This window comes from Mycobacteroides franklinii (assembly GCF_002013895.1).
Classification (GTDB): domain Bacteria; phylum Actinomycetota; class Actinomycetes; order Mycobacteriales; family Mycobacteriaceae; genus Mycobacterium; species Mycobacterium franklinii.
This window is the reverse complement of the sequence record NZ_MAFQ01000025.1, coordinates 1-1,769: the sequence shown is the minus strand read 5'-3', so window position 1 is coordinate 1,769 and position 1,769 is coordinate 1. Positions and strand designations below refer to the sequence as shown.

General features: G+C 62.0%; 5 protein-coding genes and 1 pseudogene. All 6 read right to left on the bottom strand.

The window, feature by feature from the left end; all coding sequences use genetic code 11:
- A partial coding sequence (locus tag B4393_RS27995) for a hypothetical protein (protein WP_208863579.1) occupies positions 1-202 on the bottom strand: 202 nt, incomplete at its 3' end.
- Positions 199-486: a hypothetical protein gene (locus B4393_RS26460; protein WP_078336663.1), complete on the bottom strand. Its 288-nt coding sequence runs from the start codon at positions 484-486 to the stop codon at positions 199-201. The genes B4393_RS26460 and B4393_RS27995, both read right to left, overlap by 4 nt.
- On the bottom strand, positions 483-860 hold the full coding sequence (locus B4393_RS26455) for a DUF3850 domain-containing protein (RefSeq protein ID WP_078336662.1): 378 nt from the start codon (positions 858-860) through the stop codon (positions 483-485). The genes B4393_RS26460 and B4393_RS26455 overlap by 4 nt, the downstream gene beginning before the upstream one ends.
- The gene (locus B4393_RS26450) at positions 857-1,075 is read right to left on the bottom strand and encodes a hypothetical protein (RefSeq protein ID WP_078336661.1); all 219 of its coding nucleotides are present in this window, start codon (positions 1,073-1,075) and stop codon (positions 857-859) included. Before B4393_RS26450 ends, B4393_RS26455 begins: the two co-directional genes overlap by 4 nt.
- The gene (locus tag B4393_RS28240; protein WP_078336660.1) at positions 1,072-1,449 is read right to left on the bottom strand and encodes a CDGP domain-containing protein; all 378 of its coding nucleotides are present in this window, start codon (positions 1,447-1,449) and stop codon (positions 1,072-1,074) included. The genes B4393_RS26450 and B4393_RS28240 overlap by 4 nt, the downstream gene beginning before the upstream one ends.
- A pseudogene (locus tag B4393_RS26440) lies at positions 1,446-1,769 on the bottom strand (hypothetical protein); the annotation flags it as partial. The gene B4393_RS28240 and the pseudogene B4393_RS26440, both read right to left, overlap by 4 nt.

The window sequence follows — 1,769 nt, the reverse complement described above, 5'->3', positions numbered from 1 at the left end:
CCTCCAGTAGGTGATGCGCTTCGGATACGGCTTGGCGCAAGGTGACTCGCGCCGGTACTGCGACCTTGAGCGCGATCCGGTACGGGTGATTCGACGCCGGGCACTCATCCGCGCCGATGCTGTCCTGGTGCGGCCAGATCACGTCTTGAGCCCTATTGCGCACCACCCGCTGCCAGCAGACCGGGCAATAGCGGATGTTCACCCTTGCCCCCCAGCTGATTTGCGCCAGCTCTCCAGCTCGTCGATGAACCCAGTGAGCGGGGCATCGAGCGCGAACACCGGAGAGCACAGGCGCGCCTCTACGGTCGCCAGATAGTCGGTGATGCCGAGGGCTTCGGCGTGCTCGGCCAAATGCTTGAGCGCCTGCTCGCATTCAGACCGGTCGCTCCAGCACGCAGGCCGGTCTTTCGCGCTGAGTACCAGCGTTCTGTCTGGCTTGCGGATGAGGTACTCAATCTCGTAGCCCTCGGGGATGTTGATCGTCACCGAAGCACCTCCCCTCGGTACTCACGCATACTGATCTGGTTGCGCAGACGCGTAATCACCCCGCGCAGTGCGGCATTAGATCGACGTAGGCGCTCGTTGTCACGTCGCCGCACCTCGTACTCGCGCTCGCGATTGGACTTGTTGGGGTGTTCCAGCGAGAGGATCACGTAACCATCGGCCACCCAAGGGGCCTGATACATGACGTGGGTGATGGTCCAGACGCCATACCTGGGGGTCTCGGACGGTCCGACCTCGAACCGGATGTGGTCACCCTTCTGGTAATCGCGATCGGCGAGACGCACCTCGTGGGTCTTGATTCCGTCCAGAAGTAGTCTGTACCAATGGCTTTCGATCTTGAGATAGTGAGTCGTCACCAGCCCGCCCCCGTCGCGCGAATCACTGCGCTGGACTCGTCGCGGCTCTCTGGATCGGTGAAGAACTTGATGAGCGCAACCTCTATGCCATCGGTGTCGGGCCCCAGATCAAACCCGTCAGCCTCGGCGGTCGCGGCGAGCTCATCCATTACAGCGCTCGTCTTGTCGACAACCTTGTTGAGTTGCAACACATTCGGCGTCGCGTCGGTGGTCACGCGGTCACCCCCGCCGACGTCAGGTTGCCTGGCTCATCAGGCAGCACGTTCCCGTCGTTGACCGGATACACCTCTTGTGTCTGCACCGACTGATCTACCCAATACCCGCCGTAGCACGTGCTCGAATACGTGCCGTAGGTGCAGCGGAATGGCACGTAATACTTTGGTGTCCAAACGGTTCGCTCACGCATCCACTCGCCGTTAGCTCGCTTCGGCGTATCACAGATAGTGCGGCGCTGGCCGCCGAGGAACCCCCAGAGCACGGTCTCGCACTTGACGCCAGGCTCGGCGTGCGAGTTGGGTGATGCCAGCAGCATTGCAGCGAGTGCAGCGATAGCGGCCAGGGCCACGGTGATCCTGTTGTAGTAGCTCATGCCTGCACCGTCACTTCACCAGTAACGGCGTTGACCGCCGCGGCAGCAGGCGTATTCCACTTCTTAGCCAGATCGGCAATCAGGTTGGGGTGCCGCGCGATATGGCTCTCGCACATGACCACCAACGCTTGGAGGCCAGGGCGGCGGCGATCCTGTTCTTCGCCAGTTGATTCCGGCCAGTCAGTGCCGGCGATCATCGAAACAAACTTCGGCACAGTGCCCGACCAGCATCCGACTCGCAGTTCCCATCCGTCAGGTGTGGGCTTGAGGATTGCGTGACCCGACGGCAGGCCGGTGACGGAGAGCAACAGGTCCGCCCC

Bases quoted from the DNA above. Each gene is read 5' to 3' on its own strand.
- B4393_RS28240 (WP_078336660.1), bottom strand. From the start codon at position 1,449: ATGAGCTACTACAACAGGATCACCGTGGCCCTGGCCGCTATCGCTGCA.